Annotated in this window: 19 protein-coding genes and 1 other annotated feature; all 19 genes read left to right on the top strand. The window is 53.7% G+C overall.

What is annotated here, in order from left to right; genetic code table 11:
* The first annotated feature begins 11 nt into the window (after nucleotides 1-11).
* The 19 genes from radC to rplU all read left to right on the top strand — a co-directional run bounded on the left by radC (nucleotide 12) and on the right by rplU (nucleotide 20,958).
* Nucleotides 12-698, top strand: a complete 687-nt coding sequence (radC, locus tag EDD73_RS03180; protein WP_131918252.1) for a RadC family protein — start codon at nucleotides 12-14, stop codon at nucleotides 696-698.
* A gap of 24 nt (nucleotides 699-722) precedes the next feature.
* Nucleotides 723-1,754 (top strand): rod shape-determining protein, encoded by a 1,032-nt coding sequence (locus tag EDD73_RS03185; protein ID WP_131918254.1) that lies wholly within the window; start codon nucleotides 723-725, stop codon nucleotides 1,752-1,754.
* 45 nt (nucleotides 1,755-1,799) lie between these two features.
* A complete protein-coding gene (gene mreC, locus EDD73_RS03190) occupies nucleotides 1,800-2,633 on the top strand; it encodes a rod shape-determining protein MreC (protein WP_243116773.1) in 834 nt (277 codons plus the stop codon).
* Nucleotides 2,634-3,137, top strand: a complete 504-nt coding sequence (gene mreD / locus EDD73_RS03195) for a rod shape-determining protein MreD (protein ID WP_131918258.1) — start codon at nucleotides 2,634-2,636, stop codon at nucleotides 3,135-3,137.
* Complete coding sequence (gene mrdA / locus EDD73_RS03200; protein WP_131918260.1) at nucleotides 3,134-5,245, top strand: penicillin-binding protein 2; 2,112 nt, start codon at nucleotides 3,134-3,136, stop codon at nucleotides 5,243-5,245. The genes mreD and mrdA overlap by 4 nt, the downstream gene beginning before the upstream one ends.
* Before the next feature lie 115 nt (nucleotides 5,246-5,360).
* On the top strand, nucleotides 5,361-6,215 hold the full coding sequence (gene minC, locus EDD73_RS03205) for a septum site-determining protein MinC (RefSeq protein WP_165876292.1): 855 nt from the start codon (nucleotides 5,361-5,363) through the stop codon (nucleotides 6,213-6,215).
* A 20-nt stretch (nucleotides 6,216-6,235) separates the two neighbouring features.
* Complete coding sequence (minD, locus tag EDD73_RS03210; protein WP_131918265.1) at nucleotides 6,236-7,036, top strand: septum site-determining protein MinD; 801 nt, start codon at nucleotides 6,236-6,238, stop codon at nucleotides 7,034-7,036.
* A gap of 32 nt (nucleotides 7,037-7,068) precedes the next feature.
* Entirely contained in the window at nucleotides 7,069-7,338 is a 270-nt protein-coding gene (gene minE / locus EDD73_RS03215) for a cell division topological specificity factor MinE (protein ID WP_131918322.1), read from the top strand.
* Between the two features lie 167 nt (nucleotides 7,339-7,505).
* On the top strand, nucleotides 7,506-8,630 hold the full coding sequence (rodA, locus tag EDD73_RS03220; protein WP_131918267.1) for a rod shape-determining protein RodA: 1,125 nt from the start codon (nucleotides 7,506-7,508) through the stop codon (nucleotides 8,628-8,630).
* A gap of 12 nt (nucleotides 8,631-8,642) precedes the next feature.
* Nucleotides 8,643-9,329 carry a flagellar brake protein gene (locus EDD73_RS03225; RefSeq protein WP_131918269.1) on the top strand — a complete coding sequence of 229 codons (687 nt, stop codon included), beginning with the start codon at nucleotides 8,643-8,645 and terminating at the stop codon, nucleotides 9,327-9,329.
* Nucleotides 9,330-9,346: 17 nt separating this feature from the next.
* Nucleotides 9,347-11,032 carry a nucleoside kinase gene (locus tag EDD73_RS03230; protein ID WP_131918271.1) on the top strand — a complete coding sequence of 562 codons (1,686 nt, stop codon included), beginning with the start codon at nucleotides 9,347-9,349 and terminating at the stop codon, nucleotides 11,030-11,032.
* Between the two features lie 10 nt (nucleotides 11,033-11,042).
* Complete coding sequence (locus EDD73_RS03235; protein WP_165876293.1) at nucleotides 11,043-12,668, top strand: N-acetylmuramoyl-L-alanine amidase family protein; 1,626 nt, start codon at nucleotides 11,043-11,045, stop codon at nucleotides 12,666-12,668.
* Between the two features lie 226 nt (nucleotides 12,669-12,894).
* Entirely contained in the window at nucleotides 12,895-14,157 is a 1,263-nt protein-coding gene (locus EDD73_RS03240; RefSeq protein WP_131918274.1) for a murein hydrolase activator EnvC family protein, read from the top strand.
* Nucleotides 14,154-15,074, top strand: coding sequence for a M50 family metallopeptidase (locus EDD73_RS03245; protein ID WP_131918276.1), 921 nt, complete (start codon nucleotides 14,154-14,156; stop codon nucleotides 15,072-15,074). Before EDD73_RS03240 ends, EDD73_RS03245 begins: the two co-directional genes overlap by 4 nt.
* Nucleotides 15,075-15,312: 238 nt before the next feature.
* A complete protein-coding gene (locus tag EDD73_RS03250; protein ID WP_243116771.1) occupies nucleotides 15,313-17,331 on the top strand; it encodes a TIGR03960 family B12-binding radical SAM protein in 2,019 nt (672 codons plus the stop codon).
* Complete coding sequence (locus EDD73_RS03255; RefSeq protein ID WP_131918278.1) at nucleotides 17,328-18,026, top strand: TIGR03936 family radical SAM-associated protein; 699 nt, start codon at nucleotides 17,328-17,330, stop codon at nucleotides 18,024-18,026. Before EDD73_RS03250 ends, EDD73_RS03255 begins: the two co-directional genes overlap by 4 nt.
* The gene (locus tag EDD73_RS03260) at nucleotides 18,023-19,264 is read left to right on the top strand and encodes an Rne/Rng family ribonuclease (protein WP_131918280.1); all 1,242 of its coding nucleotides are present in this window, start codon (nucleotides 18,023-18,025) and stop codon (nucleotides 19,262-19,264) included. Before EDD73_RS03255 ends, EDD73_RS03260 begins: the two co-directional genes overlap by 4 nt.
* A 247-nt stretch (nucleotides 19,265-19,511) precedes the next feature.
* Nucleotides 19,512-20,498 carry a DUF4351 domain-containing protein gene (locus EDD73_RS03265; RefSeq protein ID WP_131918282.1) on the top strand — a complete coding sequence of 329 codons (987 nt, stop codon included), beginning with the start codon at nucleotides 19,512-19,514 and terminating at the stop codon, nucleotides 20,496-20,498.
* 60 nt (nucleotides 20,499-20,558) lie between these two features.
* Nucleotides 20,559-20,636: a sequence feature (ribosomal protein L21 leader region), on the top strand.
* 10 nt (nucleotides 20,637-20,646) lie between these two features.
* Nucleotides 20,647-20,958, top strand: a complete 312-nt coding sequence (gene rplU, locus EDD73_RS03270) for a 50S ribosomal protein L21 (protein WP_131918284.1) — start codon at nucleotides 20,647-20,649, stop codon at nucleotides 20,956-20,958.
* Nucleotides 20,959-20,960: the final 2 nt, after the last annotated feature.

Below are 20,960 nucleotides of genomic sequence, written 5' to 3' on the forward strand. Positions count from 1 at the left end.
GGGAGGGCATTATGGGAGAATATCACTTGACGATCAAATCCTTGCCGGAAGACCAGCGCCCCCGTGAGCGCATGGCCTGTGCCGGACCACAAGCATTGAACAATGCAGAGCTCTTGGCCATTTTGCTGGGAACCGGCGGCCAACGAGAAACGGCTGTTGATATGGCCCAGCGCATACTGCACCGGGGAGGCCTACGCTATCTGGCGGAAAGTGACCTTCAGGATCTGCAGCAGATCAAAGGGCTGGGGCTGGCCAAAGCCAGCCAGATCAAAGCGGCTGTGGAACTGGGGCGGCGCATCGCAACGACGGCACCGGAACAGCGCAGCGCCATCCGTTCGCCCGGCGATGCCAGCCGTCTGGTCATGGAAGAAATGCGTTACCTCGATAAAGAACATTTTCGCGCCATCGCCCTGAACACGAAAAACCAAGTACTGGCCATCGAAACCATTTCCGTAGGCAGCCTGGCTTCTTCGATTGTTCACCCCAGGGAACTGTTTAAAGCTTTAATCCGCCGCAGTTCCGCCGCCGTGATTCTTGTACATAATCACCCCAGCGGCGACCCGACTCCTTCGCGGGAAGACCGAGAAATAACCCAGCGCCTCGCCGAAGGAGGCAAACTGCTCGGCATTGAAGTGCTTGATCACGTGATCATCGGTGACAATCGTTATGCCAGCTTAAAAGAACTGGGATACCTCTAACGTACGATAAAATATAAGGAGAACATGATGTTTACCAAAGACCTGGGTATTGATCTTGGTACGGCAAATACGCTTGTCCATATTAAAAGCAAAGGAATTATCTTGCGTGAACCGTCGGTTGTGGCGATTCAGCGCGATACCGGCGCCGTACTGGCCGTCGGTGAAGAAGCCAAACAAATGATCGGCCGCACGCCGGGCAACATCGTCGCCATCCGGCCCATGAAAGACGGCGTCATTGCTGATTTTGATATTACGATGGCCATGCTTAAGTACTTTATTCGCAAAGCCTTGGCCGGTGCCGGCATCATCTTGCGCGTACGCGTCGTGGTTTGTGTGCCCTGCGGCGTCACCGCCGTGGAAGAGCGCGCCGTCAAACAAGCGGCCATGCAAGCCGGTGCCAAAGAAGCCTACTTGATTGAAGAGCCGATGGCCGCCGCCATCGGTGCCGGGCTGCCGGTCCATGAACCGACGGGCAACATGATCGTCGATATCGGCGGCGGCACCACCGAAGTCGCCGTGATTTCCCTCGGCGGCATCGTGACCTCCAAATCGATCCGCGTGGCCGGTGATGAAATGGATGAAGCCATCACCCAGTACATCAAGCGCCAGTACAACCTGGCCATCGGCGAACGGACGGCCGAAGAGATCAAGATTCAAATCGGTTCGGCCTATCTGGAACGCCGAGAAGATCAATATGCTAAATTTGATGTGCGCGGCCGTGATCTCCTCAGCGGCCTCCCCAAGACCGTGACGATTACTGCCGAAGAGATTCAAAAAGCCTTGGCTGAAACGGTGATGTCGATCATCGACGCCATTCGCGTTTGTTTAGAAAAAACGCCGCCGGAACTGGCTTCGGATTTGATGGAACATGGCATCGTCATGGCCGGTGGCGGCTCTCTGTTGCGCGGTCTTGACCGGCTCGTCAGCATCCAAACGGGCATGCCCGTTTATATTGCGGAGGAACCCCTTTCGGCCGTTGCCCTAGGGACAGGCCGGGTACTGGAAAATATCCCTGCTCTCAGACGCGTCCTTTTGCCCAACAAACGACTTGGTTAATTCGTAGAGGAGAGGGAAGGGAAAGGGGAAAGCCTGTTGTTCCGGATGCACGAAAAAAAACTAGGGATCGCCGTTGTTGTAGGTTTACTGTTGGGACTGGTGCTGCTGCGTACAACCGGCGGTGAGCGGGAAGCTACCGGTATCGAGCGCTATACGCAAGCCCTGCTCGCACCCTTGCAAAAAGGAGCCACCATCGTGACCGACCAAATCGGCGCACTGGGACAGTCGGTCGTCAACTATAAGCAAATCAAAGAAGAAAACGAAGCGTTGCGCCGTGAAAACGGTGAATTACGCCGCTTAAACAGTCAGTTGACGCAGTACCAACTGGAAAACCTGCGCCTCCGTGATTTGCTGGCGTTTAAACAAGAAAAAGAAAAAAACCTGCAGCTTTTAGGGGCACGGGTGATTGCCCGCGATCCCGAATCGTGGTTTAACGCCGTCACCATCGATCGCGGCAGCGAAGACGGTGTAGCTCCCGGCATGGTGTTGATCAACAACGACGGCGTGATCGGTCACGTCACCTCCGTCAATCCCCGCAGCGCTCATGTGCTGTTGATCATTGATAAAGAAGGTCCTGTACCGGGTATGCTGCAGACGACGCGCGAACCGGGTATCGTGGAAGCTCGTAATGATGTCAACAGCCAACTGCAGATGATCCACTTGCGCCGCGACGCCGCGGTGCAGGAAGGGCAGTTGGTGATCACCTCCGGTCTGGGAGCGATTTATCCGCGGGGCCTGCGCATCGGTTATATTACCGGCAGCGAACCGGAGCCCAACGGCTTGACGAAGCGCGCCATGATTCGCCCGGCCGTTGATTTTCAACGTTTGGAAGAGGTCTTTGTCATTCAAAAAGTGATCAGTCAGGAGGGAGAGGGATAAGTGCGGCATCTTATCTGGGCGGTCCTCTTGCTGTTTAACATCGTGCTCCAGACCACAGTCATGCCCCATGTTGAGATTTACGGCACCCATCCTAATCTCATCTTGATGCAAGTGATCTTGACGACCCTCCTCGTCGGTGGGCAGCGGGGTCTCCTTTATGGCGCCGGCGCTGGACTGTTTCTCGATCTGCTGTCCGCCCGGTATATCGGTTTTCACAGCCTCAGTTTTGCCGGTACCAGTTGGCTGATCGGTTTGCTGGCCAGTCGACTGTACAAAGAAAACTTGTTCGTACCGCTGATCAGCATTGCCACCGGAACCGTCATCCATAGCTTGCTGGCCTTTGCCCTTGGCCGGTATGCCGGCATTGAAATCCCTTTGACGACGTTGCTGCTGACGATGATCGCCGAGACCATCTACAATACCGTACTGATGCCGCTGCTGTATAAACCCATCTACCGCGCGGCCAACCGCTGGTGGATCAGGAAGGAAGAGTTGGGCGCATGAAGTTCGCACCATCACCCTTAAATGATGATTACGGTCACGACCTAAGCGCCGACCCGGTAGTTACGAACAAACGCAAAGAATTCGAACATACCTTACGCATCTTTATTCTTATCGCCATCACCGTTTTCAGCTTGCTGCTCCTGCGAGTGTTTTACCTGCAGTTTATCGCCGGCGCGGAATACCAAGCCACGTCCGAAGAAAACCGGGTGAAACTCTTGCCGATTCCGGCCATGCGCGGTGACATTGTCGATCAAAACGGCGTCGTGATGGCCACATCGGTGCCGGTGTACAGCGTCTACTTAACGCACCTGGACATCAAAGATAAAAATACGCAAAACGAAGTCATTGAGAAACTGGCTCAAATTCTCGGCGCCAATGACCCTAAAATCACTCCCGATTACATTCGCGGCCAGATCAAAACGATGCAAACGCGCATGTATGAGCCGGTGTTGATCAAAACCAAACTGACCGAATCGGAAGTGGCGTTGATCGAAGAGCGCCGTGCGGAATTGCCCGGCATCGTAGTGGAAAAAGGCCCCCTGCGCTACTATCCGCCCTACGAAGGCACCCAAATGGCCGGCCACTTGCTTGGCTACGTTCGCGAGATCAGCGCGGATGAACTTAAGCGTAATAACGACGAGAATTACCGGCTTGGCGAAATGATCGGTAAATTCGGTTTGGAAAAGGCCTACGAAAAATACTTGCGCGGCCAGGACGGCTATCAGCAAGTCGAAGTGAACTATCTCAATCGGCCGATTCAGCAGTTTTACAGCCAAGTTCCCGAACCAGGCAACCGCCTGGTCATGACGATTGACGTGAAAGTGCAAAAAGCCATGGAAGACGCCATGGACGAAGTGCTGAAGCGCGTGCAAGCAGAAAACCCCAAAGCCCAGGCCGGTTCCGGTGTATTGATCAATGTCCGTACCGGCGCGATCCTGGCTATGGTTTCGCGGCCGGGGTTGAACCCCAATGACTTTATCGGCAAACTCGATCAAACGACGGCCGACTACTATTTCCGTTCCAGCCCACCGGCCCATATCAATCGCGCCATTCAAGCGACGTACCCGCCAGGCTCGACGTTTAAACCGATAACGGCCATGGCGGCCCTCGATTCCGGCCGCTTGACGCCGGATGAGTACATGACCTGCACCGGCGCCTATTGGGAAAAACCCTATATCCGTTGCTGGTCCGTGCACGGTCCCGTTAACCTGAACTCAGCCATGGCCGGCTCCTGCAACGTCTATATGCAAGAAGCCGGACGGCGCGCCGGTATCGATAACATCAGCCGCGTGGCCCGTGACTTTGGCCTTGGTCAGGAAACGGGCGTACTCTTACCCGGTGAGGAACAGGGATTGCTGCCTGGTAAAGATTGGAAGCGAGCTTGGGGCAGTTCGTACGCCAGCAATCGCTATAAAGCGCGCTTGCTGGAATTGCAAAAACGCACGGAAGAACAACTGCAAGCGGCCGCCACCGAAGAAGAAAAACAAAAAATCCGTAAAAAAGATGCGCAGTTGCGCCGCGTCATTGAGCAAGATTACAACAATGACATGACCTACTGGCCGTACTGGCAAGCTTTTGAAACATACAATACCTCCATCGGTCAGGGCCGCAACCAATTTACGGTGTTACAACTGGCCAACTACATGGCCACCTTGGCGAACGGCGGCAATCGTTACCAACCCTATCTGGTCGATCGCATCGAATCGCAAGATCAAAAAGTGATTCAGAAGTTTGCACCGACCTTGATCAATAAAGTATCCGTTTCACCGGAAACCATGGCGGCAGTTCGTCGGTCCATGCTGGCCGTTACGGAACCACGAGGCACGGCCCACTTTCTCTTTAGCGACTTTCCGTTTAAAGTCGCTGCGAAAACCGGTACGGCCGAAACCGGCCAGGTCGGTGATGATAAAGAGCGAGACTACCAAGGTGTTTTTGTAGCCTTTGCCCCCTACGACAACCCGGAAGTTGCCTTTGCCGGCATCGTTGAATACGGTCGCCATGGCGGCACGTCGGCCGGTCTGGTGGCTCGGTCCGTTTTCGAGCAATATTTTGGTCTGAAGTCATCGAATCATGCCAGCATTATGCCGGCTGGACGGGTCGAAGAATAAGGATGTAAGGCAGAAATATAACTTTTACGATGCTTGTGGGAAGGAAAACTCACAACTATGTAGAATTCAATCGTACAACTGGCAAAGATATGGAAATCTTCGGAGAGGAAGACCGATGAAGAATCCCGATATCATTATTAAAGGCGGCAAAGACGGACTAACCTTCTATCTCGATGGAAATTGCGATTTTGAGGAACTGGCCAGGGCCATTGAACACAAACTGGCCGCTGCCGACAGTTTTCTCGTCGGTGCCAGCGTCAGCGTTGATGTTGGTTGGCGTCAACTAACGGAAGAACAGCACACCATCATTCGACGACTTTTTCCCTCCTATGGCCTTATCTTGCGGAGCATTCATACATGGGAACAACCGGAAAACCAAAGCGAAGATGAAGTGATACCGCAAGACCATCGGGAGCGCATCTACCAGATCGCCAACCAGCTTTATGAATCTAAAGATAAAGGGGAACAATCATCCGTGCTGAGTCCAAGGCGAGCGAGTATTATCGAAACACCGGCTGTTTCCACGGTGCCACCGGCTGTAACGCCTGCACCTCTGCCGGCGGAAGCAGTAGAGCCTGACCCGGCCGAAGATAATGCCATCAACACCCAAGGCGGCGATGAGCAGGCACTGGTGATCCAGCGCACGTTGCGCTCGGGTCAGACCGTTCGTTATCCTGGGCATGTGATCATTTTAGGTGATGTCAATCCCGGTGCCGAAGTGATCGCCGGCGGTAATATCATCGTGATGGGGATTTTTCGCGGCGTAGCCCATGCCGGTGCGATGGGTGACGATCGCGCGATTGTGACAGCGTTGCGCTTACGCCCTGTACAATTGCGTATTGCCAACCACATTACCCGACCGCCTGACGATGACAACGCACTGCCCGATCAGCCGGAAGTTGCGCGTATTCGTGATGGTGTGGTGACGATCGAGCAATACCAGTTTGGCCCCGTAAAATCCATCGGTTGAATACAGAAGGAGGAGCATGCATGGGGGAAGTCATTGTTATTACATCGGGCAAAGGCGGCGTGGGTAAAACCACAACGACGGCCAATCTTGGAACAGGTCTGGCTTCATTAGGTTACAAAGTCGTTCTGATCGATACCGATATTGGACTGCGCAATCTCGATGTAGTTATGGGGCTGGAAAATCGCATCGTTTACGACATTGTCGATGTTACCTCCGGAAAAGTCACCGCCAGCAAAGCGTTGATCAAAGACAAACGTTTTCCCGACGGACGCCTCAGCCTGTTGCCGGCGGCCCAGACCAAAGACAAAACGGCCGTCAATCCAACGCAAATGGTCAAGCTCTGTGAAGAACTGAAACAAGAGTACGACTTTGTGCTGATCGATTGTCCTGCCGGTATTGAACAAGGCTTTAAAAACGCCGTTGCCGGAGCAGAGAAAGCGATTGTAGTGACGACGCCGGAAGTCTCGGCGATCCGCGATGCCGACCGCATCGTCGGCTTGCTGGAAGCATCGGATCTGAAAAACCCGCGGCTGATCATCAACCGCCTCCGACCGACAATGGTGCGCCAGGGCGACATGATGTCCATTGAAGATATGGTAGACATCTTGGCCATCGATGTGATTGGTGTAGTTCCCGAAGATGACACCATCGTCATCTCCACCAATAAAGGTGAGCCGGCGATCCTTGATCCCAAATCCCGCGCAGGGCAAGCCTACCGCAATATCACACAGCGCATCACCGGCCATGATGTCCCCTTGATGAATTTAGATGAACCGCAAGGTCTGGTCGATAAGTTGCGCAAGATTTTTGGCAAAGGGTGAGGAGTAGAGAAAAGGAGAAGGTATCCATGGCAATGATCGACTTCATCAACCGCGTTTTTGGCAAAGAAACCGGCAGTAAATCCATCGCCAAAGAGCGACTGCGCCTGGTACTTGTACATGATCGCTGCAACATTTCTCCCGAAATTTTAGATGATCTAAAAGAAGACTTGATTCGTGTGATCTCCAAATATCTTGAAATCGATGTTCGCTCTCTCGATGTCAGCTTCAGTCAGGAAGATCAGGCCATGGCCCTGGTCGCCAATATTCCCGTCATCGGCGTCAAGCGCCAGAACCAAACATAAGCCAGAACCAAACACAAGCCAGAACTAAACATAAATGAACCAGTGCCTCTCACCCGTTCCGGGCAAGAGAGGCCTTTTCATGGGGATGCTTTTCACCTATACTTATGGATTAAGGACGCCGTACCGATGACGAAGGGAATTAACGATCAATTGCTGGAGGAAGGCCATTGGATCTCAAACGAATAAAAAACATCGATGTTACGTTGCTTGTGAGCGTCTTCTTGCTGTTGACCTTTAGTCTGATCATCTTGAGCAGTGCCTCTTCCAATGTCGGGCGGGAGCCCCTTGACTTTGTACGCAAACAAGCAACCTGGATGCTGATCGGCATTACCTTGGCCGGCAGCTTTCTTTTCGTACAATATCAAACGATGGCCCGTTTTTCCTGGTACATCTATGCGGCGAATCTCTTGCTGCTGATGACAGTCTTTTTTATCGGGATCAATGTGAACGGTGCGGTTCGCTGGGTGAACATCGGCGCCTTTCAGTTTCAGCCGTCGGAGTTCTCGAAATTAATCATGATCGTTACGTTCGCTGATTTCTTGGCACGCCGACAGGGCCAACTGAATACGTTGAAAGAGCTCTTGCCTTGCTTTGCCTATGTGGCCGTACCGATGCTGCTGATCCTCAAGCAACCCGATCTGGGGACATCGCTGGTCTTAATTGCCATTATGATTGGGATGATGTATGCCGCAGGCGCGAATAAGCGCATTCTAACGTCACTGATCACTGGTGGACTTGTTGTGATCGTCTTTTCTTTATATGCCCATTTCCAGTGGGGATTGCCGCTGCCTTTGCAAGAATACCAGATCAACCGGCTGATTATTTTTATCAATCCCGATCTCGATCCGGTACGTACCGGGTATCATATTCGCCAGTCGCTGATCGCCATTGGTTCCGGCGGTCTTTTTGGCAAGGGATTGTTTAACGGCACCCAAGCACAGCTTAACTTTTTGCCGGAGCATCATACGGACTTTATCTTTTCGGTCGTCGGTGAGGAATTGGGCTTTGCTGGTGTTTTCGGTTTGCTATTGCTTTTTTTCATCTTGATCGTCCGTGGATTGCGTATTGCCCGTGATGCCCGCGATATCTATGGCTCCTTACTGGTGATCGGGATCTTATCGATGTTTCTTTTTCATATTATGATCAACGTCGGTATGACGATCGGTATTATGCCGGTGACCGGGATTCCCTTGCCTTTTGTCAGCTATGGCGGGTCAGCGATGATCACCAATATGGCCTGCATTGGTATTCTACTTAACGTAAATCTACGCAGACGCACCATTTTGTTCTAGGGGGCTTTATCGTTGAGTGGGCATCAGTTAAAAATCAATGATCAACTGGAATTCATGGTTTCTGATCGGAATACGTACCGAGGTGCCTATCAAAGCCAGGTCCGAGCGATTACCGATGAAGTGCTGTTTCTTGATGTACCGCGCAACAAAGAGCGGATCATGATCATCAATACCAATGAGCAACTGGAATTTTACCGGGTGACGGAGACGACGATCTGGCGTTACCGCGGCACCGTGATGACCCAAGGGGTATCGTCACGGTTGATGAAGATCAAGCAACCGCTCCATATCGACAAAATCCAGCGGCGTAATTTTTTTCGTGTTCCCGTCAACATTTTAACAAAATTCGCCCGGGCCGATGAAACGAAGCCAATGGGTGAGTGGGAGTGGGAAGAGACGCGGGTGCGTGACTTATCGGGCGGTGGTTTGTGCTTGATCAACAAGACCCCGTTAAAAGCAGGGCTACAACTGGTCATTGATCTACCCTTGAATCAAGAGACCCTGCAATTGTGGGGCGAAGTGAAACGAGTAGGCATGGAATGCGATGACGAGGGCCTCTTTTACGTATCCGGTGTTGAATTCCTCGATATTTTTCCAAGTGACCAGGATTTGGTGGTCCAATATGTTTTTGCGAAACAGCGCAGTCTATTGCGCAAAGGGAATACTCCCGGTGGGGAGGAAGGGACGCTTAATTCTTAACCGGAAGGGGAGACACCATGGACGGCCATCGACCCTATATCGGACTGACCATCATCACCCCGCAAGGGAACGATTATTGCCGCTGGTGGAACCGGCGTACGCCGCTGCAGGTCTTAGCCAATGAACTGCAAGCGCAATACCGGGCGCCGATCGTGGCGTTATCGGTAAATAACCAGTTGGAAGACTTACGGTATACGCCCGATGAAGACTGTACCGTGGAAATGGTCGACATGACCAAGGAAGCGGGACTGCGGGTCTATGCTCGGAGCTTGGCTTTTGTACTGATGCGTACGGCCCGCGAATTGTTCCCGGAGCGGCAGTTGGAGATTCAATTTTCCTTAAATAAAGGTTTCTATAGCGAGCTGCTCGGCGATGAGCCGTTGACTGATGAGATGGTCAATCGCTTACGGGAGCGCATGTGGGATACCATACGCGCCGCTGAACCGATTGAACGGTCTGTGGTCAGCCGGGAAAAAGCGATGGAAATTTTGGTCGGCGCCGGGCGGCAGGAGCAAGCGGAGTTACTGCGCTACCGTACTAGCAAGGAAGTCAATCTTTACCGGTGCGGTGAGTTCATCGATTTTAGTGATGAGATTCTCGTGCCGCACACGGGACTGATCACTTGCTATCAGATGCTCAAACACTACACAGGTATTTTATTACGCCATCCGGACAGCAATGATGCCGGAACGCTTCCTGCCAATGTGGAGCAAAAAAAGCTCAGTTATATTTTTCTCGAGTCCGACAAATGGGCCAAGATTGTCAAAGTGCATAATGTGTTTGAACTAAACAAGTACAGCGAACGAGGGGATGCCGGTGAAGTGATCCGCATCGCTGAGGCGTTGCACGAGAAAAAAATTGCCCAGATTGCCGATCGAATCGCCGATCATCCGGAGCAAGCACGGTTGATTTTAATTGCCGGGCCCTCATCGTCGGGCAAGACGACCTTTGCGCAGCGGCTGAAAATTCAACTGCGCGTCAACGGATTATCGCCGGTGACGATCGCCTTGGATGATTACTTTTTTTCGCGCGATCAAACACCGCGTGACCAAAACGGGGAATATGACTTCGAGCACATTGATGCCATCGATCGCCAACTTTTTAACGAGCATTTGACCAAATTGATCGCCGGCGAAGCGGTAGACATTCCGTTTTTTAATTTTCATACGGGGCAACGGGAATACCGCGAAGGCCGGAAAGTGCAAATTCAGAGCAATCAACCGATCATTATCGAAGGGATCCATGGCCTTAATGAAGCACTGACGGAACGCGTTGAGCGCAGTCAGAAATTCAAAATCTACGTCAGCGCTTTGCTCCAGGTCAATTTGGATTTGATGAATTACATCAAGTCGACCGATGCGCGGGCGATTCGCCGCATCACCCGAGACAGCAAATTCCGCTCTTATCCGGCCGAGCGTACCTTAGCCATCTGGCCCTCCGTACGCCGTGGTGAAGAGCGTTGGATCTTCCCCTATCAAGAAGAAGCTGACATCATGTTTAACTCCGCCCTTGTCTATGAACCGGCCGTGATCAAGACCTATGCAGAACCGCTTTTGCGAGCAATACCAAAGCAAAGTCGCGTCTATGGCGAAGCCCAGCGGCTACTGTCGCTGCTTGACTATTTCTGTGTTATTGATGATCAGGAGATTGCGCCGAATTCCATTTTGCGCGAGTTCATCGGCGGCAGTTGTTTTGCGAAATGAAAGGAAGATCATGAAACGTATTGCAGCCTTTTTGATCCTTTTGCTCAGCTTTTGGAGTATCCTGCTGCCTAGCCCTAAGGCCGAGGCCGCGGCGCCGATCACCATCGTTCTTAACGGTAAAACGGTTGCTCCCGATGTGCCGCCAATCATTGTGGCCGGGCGAACGATGGTGCCGATTCGCTTTATTTCAGAAAAGTTAGGGCTGACGGTGCACTGGGATAATGACCGCCGGGAAGCGACGATCGTCGGCGGCGGCAAAAATCTGGTGATCGCGCCGGCGCAGTGGCAGGCGCGCATTAATGATGACGTAGTTAAGCTGGATGTACCGCCGGTCATCGAAAAAGATCGCTTGATGGTGCCTTTGCGCTGGGTCAGCCAGGCAACGGGGATCGGCGTTGATTGGAACAACGCAACGCGAACGGTGCTGTTGACCTCAGCGGCAACGAACGCCGGCAGTCCTGGCAATGCTGGCGGTTCTGGCAATGCTGGCGGTTCCGGCAATGTCGGTGGTTCCGGTGGTTCCGGCAACTCCAATAGTTCCGGCAGCGCCTCCGGAGCCGGGAACAACGGCGGGACCTCCAACAATGCAGGCGCAATTAAGCCCCCGGCCGTCTCCGCTACATCCACCGTGAGCGCTGTTGAGTGGAACATTGACAACGGGGATTTGCTGGTGACGATCAAAACACCGTCGACCACCAAAAATATTATGCGTCTCGACGGGCCGCCGCGGATCGTTGTGGACATTGCGAATACGGTGATGGGTGAGAACCTGTCCAAGCTGATCGTTGTTGGCCTTGATCCCTTACAACGTATCCGCATTGCCCAGAACGAAGCGAAGAAAGTGCGCTTGGTTTTTGATTTAACCGAAGCCACACAAGCACAGACGATTCAAGGTGACGGTTACATACAAGTACGCATTCCTGGTAGATCAAGCTGGCGTCCGGTCCCGGGAATCCCGCAGATTATCATCGATCCCGGTCATGGCGGCAACGATCCCGGGGCGATCGGGCCGACGGGCGTACAAGAAAAAAAGGTTAACTTACAGATCGCCCTGGCACTGCGCGAACGGCTGAAGGCACGCAAGATCTACGTACACATGACCCGCACGACTGATACCGATGTGCCGCTGCTTGACCGTTCCACCATTACAGCCCAATTGCGACCGGCCCTTTTCCTCAGCATTCATGCCAATTCCATCAGTAAGCCTGAGATTGGCGGCACCGAATCATACTATCAGTATGAAGCGGGCCTGTACTTAGCGCAGATGCTACATAAGTACCTTGTACCTGCCGTCGGACGTGAAGATCGCAAGATTCGAAAAGCGAATTTTTCGGTGTTACGCAACTCACCGGTTCCGGCAGCGCTGGAAGAAGTGGCCTACCTCTCCAATCCAGAAGAAGAAAAACTACTGGTCAATGCAGATTTTCAACAAAACGTGGCCACCGCCCTGGCGCAGGGTATATTAGCGTATCTGGGCCAGCCCTTGCTATCTGGGGAGGAACTGGCAGGTGCGATGAACAAAGACAGCAAAGCGCCGGACACGAAGCCGTCGGGCACCCCATCGTCGGGCGGTCAACTGCCAGGCACCCAACCGTCAGGTTCCCAGCCATCTGATATCAAACAACCCTTGCAGTGATCTTATTGACATCATAATCGACTGCCGCTAGCAGCATAAGCAAACGCATGGACAACCATCGCATGAAGGCCCTTTCCGCACAGCCGGAGAGGGCCTTTTCCTTTTTCCACCGGAAATCAGTGGTTTTAGAAAGCATCTGCCAAGAAATCACCTGTCAAGAAATCCTTGTCCTAATCGGCATGTACCGGTGCATAAAGTGTAAGAAAAAACAGAGGAGGCTGCGACTGTGAAGCCTGAAGACTATGTATACATCAACCGGCGCCGCCGGTCTGTGCCGAATCCGACTGAATCAGCAGCGCGTGCCGGGACCCGGGGGGAGCAAACAAGCCGAAGATCAAGCGTGCCCCCTGAGATACCGGGTACAGCGCCCGTGATGCCGCCAGAGACGGGGCGAAGGACCCGAGAAGAGACAACGGGACCGTCGATGCGACGCTGGGGCAAACGCTTTTTTGAAGGGCCCCTGGAACCAACAGGGCAACCGGCGTGGATGCCGGAAAAACCGGCTGCACCTAAAGACAAGCAGCCCCAGAAAATCATTTTTCGGCTGCTTTGGCAAAGCGGTGCCGCTGCTACGCTGTTGCTGATCGCCTGGGGAATTTTCAAGATCGATGCACCCTGGGCAGAACCGTTACAACAGCAAGTGCGCGCCCTAGCGACAGAAGACATGGCTGTTTTGCCGCTACAGCAAGCAGTGGCACGACTGGGCCTTTGGACCGATGTTACCCAAGTGGCTCCGGCGCTTGCTCCGGCGTTGGCACCGGTGCTGGGGACTGAGGCCGTACCGGCCCTATCGCCGACGGCCCGCGACAGCTATGGCAGTATGGTGGAAGTGCCAATTCGCGGTATGATCGTGCAGTCCTTTGGTTTGCATGGCGGCGAATACTTCCCCAGCATCCGCATCGCCGCGCCAGTAGGATCGCAAGTGACGGCCGATCGTGACGGTCAAGTTGCTCGCTCCTGGGAAGAAGGCGGCGGCACGTACCTGCAGATCAACAGAGGCAATGGTGATCAATTGCTCATCGGCCCGCTGGATGCGGTGACTGTGCAGCCGGGGCAAAGCGTAACGGTCAACACACCGCTGGGACGACTGGCCCGCAGCAACGACGGACGTCAAGGTCAGCTTTCGCTGGAACTGCGCCGCGACGGGCGCAATGTGGCACCGCTGCCTGCTGAAGAGGCTACCGGGTCTACGGCGGCTACAGGAGCTACAGGGTCGGCAGGGGTGAACGATGCTACCCCCAAGAACGAGGGAGAGCCATCACAGGTTATGGCCCCTGGCTCCACCTCCGCTCCTGATTCAACTCCTGCCCTTATCCCTGCTCCAGCGCCTGCTTCACCGCCAACCTCCGCCTCCGCGCCCGGTACCGCACAAACACCTGCTTCAGCCCCTGCTAAGGGTACCGATGGTGGGGAAGCGGGAAAGAGCAACGGAGCGGTGTATGACGGCGGAATCACGAAGAGCAAAGGAAGTGGGGAGGGGACAACGTGAAAATTGGCCGCCTCGCCGGAGTTGACCTGCGCGTTAATGAGTGGCTGCTGCTGTTCAGCGCATTTTATGTCTGGGCAGGCGTCGGTTTGGCTATGGCCGTTGCTTTTCTCAGTGTCGCTTGGCATGAGTGGGGCCATGTATTGGCGGCGCGGCGGGCGGGGTTTGTTGTGCGCGAAGTGGAACTCTTTCCTTTTGGCGGTGTGGCGCGGCTGGAAAGCGGCATGGCCCACGCACCGCAAGATGAAATGCGCGTGGCTCTCGCCGGCCCGGCTTTTTCTTTTGGCCTGGTTGTCGCCAGTGCGGCACTGGCCATGACTCTGAATCAAATGGACAAGATCCCCTTCGATAACGGCCTGGCTCAGCGGTTGATCGACGAAGGAATCCCTTATATCCAAACAGTCAACATCACCTTGGCTTTGTTTAATTTGCTGCCGGTCGCTCCCTTGGACGGCGGTCGCCTGTTGCGGGCACTCCTGACAGAGCGCCTCGGCGCCTTGCGGGCCACAGCGATCACCGCCGGCTGGGGCGAAGGCTTGTCGATTGGACTGGCTTTTCTCGGTGTGGTCGGGCTTTATTATCGCGTCACTGGGCTGGACGTGCCTTTGCTGGCGGCACTGCTCTGGCTCGGTGCCCGCAAAGAAAGGAGGTCGGGAACCATCGTTTTTTGGCAGTTGCTTAAAGCCAAAGCCGCCCAACTTCAGGGCACAGGGCCCCTCAGCGGAGATGTGGTGATCGCCAAAGGAAGTACGCCCTTATCGGCGCTGCTGGGACGCATTGCCCCTAACCGTTGCTTGCTTGTTGTGGTCACCGACAGCAGCGGCAGCGTGATCGGCCAGATCGCCGAAAGTAAAATTTTATCGGCCGTCAGTGAGCGACCAGAAGCTACCTTGGAGGATTTGCTGGTGCCGACGCCTTGAAAAAAAGGTCCTGCTTGCGGTGCGGCAGGACCTTTTTGATGAAAAAGCGGACATGGGGTTGCGCCTGACCCTTTTTTGGAGATATTCTATAATATAAAGCTTGCTCAACAGTTCCCTGCAACCACTTTGACCACCTATTCATATCACGACCCAGCAAATATTCTGAGCATCGCCCGGCAAACATCCTGATCAACCGACAAATATCTTAACAACCCGATTGGAGAGGCGGAAAAATAACGTGCACCTGCAAAAAAACACATGGCAACATACAGAACAGGAAATCAGCCAGCTACTGGAAGAACGGATCCTGGCGCAAGTGACCAAACCGACGCGCTATACCGGCGGTGAGTTCAATCAAGTCCGGAAAAACTGGGACGACGTAGACGTGACCATGGCTTTTGCTTTTCCTGATGTTTACGAAGTAGGCATGTCTCATCTTGGCTTGCGTATTCTATATCACCTCGTCAATGATCAACCGCGCATGGCCATGGAACGCGTCTTTGCTCCCTGGACTGACATGGAAGCGAAGATGCGCCAGGCCGGTGTACCGCTGTTTGCCCTGGAAAGTCGCAAGCCACTCAAGGATTTTGATGTACTTGGATTTACCTTGCAATACGAAATGGCCTACAGCAACATACTGAACATGCTTGATCTGGCCGGTATCCCGCTGGAAGCCGGCGAGCGTGACCTGACGATGCCGCTGGTCATCGCCGGCGGACCTTGCGCGATGAATCCCGAGCCGCTGGCGCCGTTTTTGGATGCAGTGATCCTTGGTGAAGGTGAAGAAGTGCTACTGGAATTCTTGCAGACCGTGGCCGACTTTCGGCGAGAACAAGCAGAAGCGCAACATACCGCTACCGGCAGCGTCCAACCCGCCGGCATCCGTAATACCGGCACCCAACCCGCCAGTACCCAACCTGCCGGCACCGGTGTGTACGGCGACCGTCTTCAAGCGAAGCGAGAACTCCTGGCCCGGCTGGCCCGCATCCCCGGCGTCTATGTGCCAAGCTTCTACGAAGCCAACTATGACGCCCAGGGACGCTTCCGGGAACTTACACCGACCCACCCCGATGCACCGGCGCGCATCCTCAAACGGGTTGTCCGCGATTTTGACAGCGCCTACTTCCCGGAAGAGCCGCTCGTGCCCTACATGCAAGTCGTTCATGATCGCATCATGCTGGAAGTCTTACGCGGCTGCACCCGGGCCTGCCGTTTTTGCCAGGCCGGATCGAACTATCGCCCGGTCCGCGAACGGTCGACGGAGCGCCTGTTAGCCCAAGCGGAGAAACTTGTCCAAGCGACCGGCTATGACGAGATTGCCTTGACGTCGCTGTCTACGGCCGACCACAGCTGCGTCAGCCCGCTGATTCGCAATCTGATCGCCCAAAACAAAGATAAAAAAGTCGGTGTTTCCCTGCCGTCGCTACGGGTCGACGCATTTTCCGTCGATCTAGCCAAGGAAGTGCAAAAAGTGCGCAAAACAGGCCTCACCTTTGCACCGGAAGCAGGAACCCAGCGCCTCCGTGACGTGATCAACAAAGGCGTCACCGAAGAGGATCTGATGAATACCGTCACCAGCGCCTTTGAAAACGGCTGGAGCACCATCAAACTCTACTTTATGATCGGCTTGCCGACAGAGACCGAAGAGGACCTGGAAGGCATCGCCCGCTTAGCCGAAGCCGTCGCCAACCGCGGCAGCGCCATCTTGCGCCAGAAGGGCATCAAAAAAGGCGTCAAAATCACCGTCAGCACTTCATCCTTTGTACCGAAGCCGCAGACGCCTTTTCAATGGGAACCGCAAATGGCCCGGGCCGAGTTGGAAGCCAAGCAAGAATGGTTGAAAAAACGCCTCCGCGACCGCCGTATTCAGTACAGTTGGCATGATGCGCGGTTAAGCTTTTTAGAAGCGATCTTTGCCAAAGGCGATCGCCGCCTGGCGGCCGTGCTCAAGCGCGCTTGGGCCAGCGGGTGTTCCTTTGACGGCTGGTCGGATTTGTTTCAATTTGAAAAATGGCAAGCCGCTTTCGAGGCGGAAGGCATCAATCCCGATGACTATGCCTACCGGCCAATTGCCTACGATGAACCGTTACCGTGGGAGCACCTCGATATCGGTGTGCAACGCAGCTATCTCATAGGGGAACATGAAAAAGCCCTCACAGCGACCCTCACCGCCGACTGCCGTACCGGCAGTTGCAGCGGTTGCGGCGTTTGTTCCACGCTCAGCGTATCCAATGATCTAAGGGGGAAAAAAGGTTGACCAAGATCCGCATCGCTTTTAGCAAAGAAGATCCAGTGCGCTGGCTTTCGCACCTGGACACGCAAAAGCTCTTTGAACGCGCCTTGCGGCGTGCCGATATTCCCCTGGCCTTTTCCGAAGGCTTTAACCCCCACCCCAAAATCGCTTTTGCCTCCGCCTTGGCTGTTGGTGTTGTTTCCTTAAGTGAATATGTGGACATTGAACTGGCCGCCGAGGTTGATCCGGACGTTGTAGGCGAGAAACTGCAAAAAGCGATGCCCGAAGGCGTACGCATCTTGGGGGTGACCATAATTCCCCACAATGCCGCTGCCCTAATGGCCGTAATTAACCGTGCCGATTATCGTTTGCGGGCCGCTTTGACAGCGCCGGTGACGGAAGAGCATCTGGCAGCGACCGTAGAAAAAGCACTGCAGCAAACGTCCTGGCTCGTCGAGCGGGACGGCAAGCGCGGCGTAAGCACCAAAGACATCCGCGCCGGTGTATTTCGTTTGCAGGCCAGCCTTCATGATCAGATGCTGCTGATCGAAACGCTCGTCCAGACCGGCAGCGAAGGCAATGTGCGACCCGACGAAGTACTGCGCGTCTTGATGGAGCAGGGGAACTTGCCTGTTGATCAGGAGAGCTTGCGCATCATTCGTGTTGGCCTTTATATCGCTAAAGGTGATCAACTCCGTTCGCCCATGGAGGAGCTGTGAGCGCCGAACTGCTCCTGCAAGCGATGGACGGCGAAATCCGTGGGGTGCTACGCGAAGGGGAAGAGGTTGTCGAATTCTTTCGTCAGCGGCTAGGTGAAAGTAATAGGGCCGGGCAAAGCGGTGCCGTAGAACAAAGCAGCACAACAGGGCAAAGCGGCACCATCTATCTTGGGCGAGTAGAAACGATCCTGCCGGGTATGCAGGCGGCCTTTGTTGAGATTGGTTTAGAGAAAAAAGGTTATCTGCATGCGGCAGATGTGTTACCGCCGTCAGGCGAGAGAGCCAGTGTGCCAACACCATTGATCGAGCGGCTCCTCACCCAAGGCCAGCGGGTGATCGTCCAGATCACCCGTGAAGCCAGCGGCAGTAAAGGTCCGCGGGTGACTTGCAACTTGACCTTGCCGGGACACTGGCTTGTCCTGGTACCCCGAAGCGAGCAGATCGGCGTTTCCCGCAAGATCGAAAGTGCCGGCGAACGAGAGCGCCTGCGAGCCATCGTTGCCGCACATTGTCCGGCAGACTGCGGCGTCATTGTGCGCACGGCCGCCGAAGGTGTCAGCGAAGCGGAACTGCTTGACGATCTGCAGCGATTGACCCATCAGTGGCAAGAGATCAGCGAGCAAGCCCGCCGTGAGCGGCCGCCCTTTTTGCTGCAGCGTAACGACGACTTAATTACCCGCTTGCTACGGGATGTGCTCACCGACGCCATCGAGCGCATCCGCGTCAATGACCTGACATTATACCGGAGTATTCTCCGCTGGGGGACCAATAACGGCATCGATCTGCACCCGCGGCTTAGCTTAGACAGCGGCGCTGACTACTGGAACGAATACTGCCTTCAACAGGAACTGGAAAAAGCACTGCGGCCCAAAGTGTGGTTAAAAAGCGGCGGCTTTTTGGTCATCGAACCGACAGAAGCGCTGATTGTCATCGATGTTAATACCGGCAAATACACCGGTAAGCAAAACCTGGCCGACACGGCCCACCGCACCAATCTGGAAGCAGCTCAGGAGATTCCCCGGCAACTGCGCCTGCGTAACCTCGGCGGTATTGTGATCATCGACTTTATTGATATGCGCGATGAGGACAAGCAAAAAGAAGTGATTCAGACGCTGCAAGCGGGACTACGGCATGATCGCACACCGACCAGGATTTTTGGTGTGACCAACCTAGGGCTAGTAGAGATGACCCGGAAAAAAGTTAGCGCGACCTTGGCGGCGCTGTGGGAGCAGGTATAAGCGTAAACGGGTAAGTCAGATGGTGTTATGACTAATTGAAATTACGAAGAGAACAATAAAGGCCTGCGCGATCAAGAAGAACGCCAGGCCTTTTCGCGTACAAACGTCAGAGCATTCGGGGTTATACTTTGATTAAAGCAGACGAACTGGCGGCTATAATACAGTGCAAATAGAAATAAATTACTTTCTTTCGATAGAACTTTTTTTAGAACACTGTTAAAATGATGGTAAAGTCGAATGAAGTGGGGTGACCGACATACGGTACAAACTCAAACGACACAGACCATCACCTGCAAGAAAAGAAGGCAACAGATACGACACTACCTTAAAAGAAATCTTTCAGGACAGTGAGCCAGAACTACTGCGCTTTTTTGTCCAGCAGGAAGCGATACCGATTGGTTCGATGGAGATTGAGTTTCCTCGAACACAAAACCCGCGCGTTGATAAATTGACTGTTATCCAAAGTTCTAGGGGACAGACTGTTTGTCACATCGAGTTCCAGAGCGCGAACGATCCGTCAATGCCCTATCGAATGTTGGAATATGCAACGAAGATCTGTAGTTCTAAAGCTAACCGAGACAACAAGCCGCCCTTTCAATTGGTCATCTATGTTGGAAGGGACCCATTAACCATGGATAACCAAATCTCTTATGATCTTGGACCGCAAAATCATCTGGCGTTTCGATATCAATTGCTTGATATCGGCGCAATCGATCCAGAAGAAATAATTGCTACCGGTAACCCAAAGCTTTATTCACTGCTGCCAGTGACGGGTCGCCGCCAGCGACGAAAAGATCCAATTCCTCACTTGAAAAAGTGCCTACAGGCCATTATAGAAAGTCCAATGGAGCTTGTATCTAAGCGACATGTGCTGCTCCAATCGGAAATCTTGGCAGGTATGGCCTATGACGAAGCGTTGATTGAGCTACTTTATCGGGAGGTGGAAACCATGATGAAACTAGAAGAATCGGCCGGTTACCGCCGTATCATTAAAAAGGGTGTAGAGATTGGCCGAATGGAAGGAAAAGCAGAAGGCAAGATCGAGGGCAAAATCGAAGGTCTAAGTGAGGGCATGTTCAAAATGCTCACCCGACAGCTCCAAGTCAAATTAGGCCCCCTATCACCAGACATCCAAGAAAAACTAAAAAAACAAGACCCGGAAGTCCTAGAAAACATCGCCGAGCACATTTTTGAAATCGCATCGCTTGATGATCTAAACAAGTATATGCACTAACTTCGCCCCCCCTGTTGACAATTCCCCAAAACCATGCTATCGTACTGTTTTGCAGGCTAACCCCTGTCACAACCGCGCAAGTCAGGCCGAAAGCTGAGCAACCCTCACGCCTGTTACCTGGCGAGTCTGGATTAGGAGGTGCATATTCATGTACGCAATCATCGAAACCGGCGGTAAACAATACCGCGTCAGCCAAGGCGACGTGATCAAAGTTGAAAAACTGAACGCCAATGTAGGCGACGTCGTCGAGATCGACCAAGTTTTCGCAGTTGGCCAAGCCGGCGACCTCAAAATCGGTACACCGATCGTTGAAGGCGCCAAAGTGCTCGTCAAAGTCGAAGAACAAGGCCGCGGCAAAAAACTGATCATCTACAAATACAAGTCCAAGAAGAACTATCGTCGGAAACAAGGCCATCGCCAATCGTTCACCCAAGTGCGCGTCGAAGAAATCCGCGCCTAAGC

The organism is Heliophilum fasciatum, assembly GCF_004341395.1.
GTDB classification, from domain to species: Bacteria; Bacillota; Desulfitobacteriia; order Heliobacteriales; family Heliobacteriaceae; genus Heliophilum; species Heliophilum fasciatum.